Source organism: Streptomyces sp. SID12501 (assembly GCF_010550245.1).
GTDB lineage: Bacteria > Actinomycetota > Actinomycetes > Streptomycetales > Streptomycetaceae > Streptomyces.
This window is the reverse complement of sequence record NZ_JAAGLU010000712.1, coordinates 1-432: the sequence shown is the minus strand read 5'-3', so window position 1 is coordinate 432 and position 432 is coordinate 1. Positions and strand designations below refer to the sequence as shown.

General features: G+C 70.4%; 1 protein-coding gene. It reads right to left on the bottom strand.

The features are described from left to right. On the bottom strand, positions 1-432 hold a 432-nt coding region (gene msrA / locus G3I71_RS48055), incomplete at both ends, for a peptide-methionine (S)-S-oxide reductase MsrA (RefSeq protein ID WP_164325273.1).

Here is a 432-nt window from a genome sequence, read left to right as displayed (position 1 = left end):
CCGGGGGAGTTCACCGGGCGGTACCCCGCCGGGTTCTTCTCGAGGTACTGCTGGTGGTAGTCCTCGGCGTAGTAGAACGTGCCGGCCTCCTCGACCGGGCGGATCTCCGTGGTCACGTCCCCGTAGCCGCGGGCCTTGAGCACCGGTGCGAACGCGTCACGCGTCTCCTGCGCGGCCGCGCCCTGCTCAGGCGTCGTGAAGAACACCGCGGAGCGGTACTGCGTGCCCACGTCGTTGCCCTGGCGGAAGCCCTGGGTCGGGTCGTGGGACTCCCAGAACAGCTTCAGGAGGGCCTCGTAGGAGACGAGCGCCGGGTCGAAGACCACGCGGACGACCTCGGTGTGCCCGGTCAGGCCGGAGCAGACCTCCTCGTACGCGGGGTTCTCGGTGAAACCGCCCTGGTAGCCGGCCAGGGTGGTCCACACCCCGGGG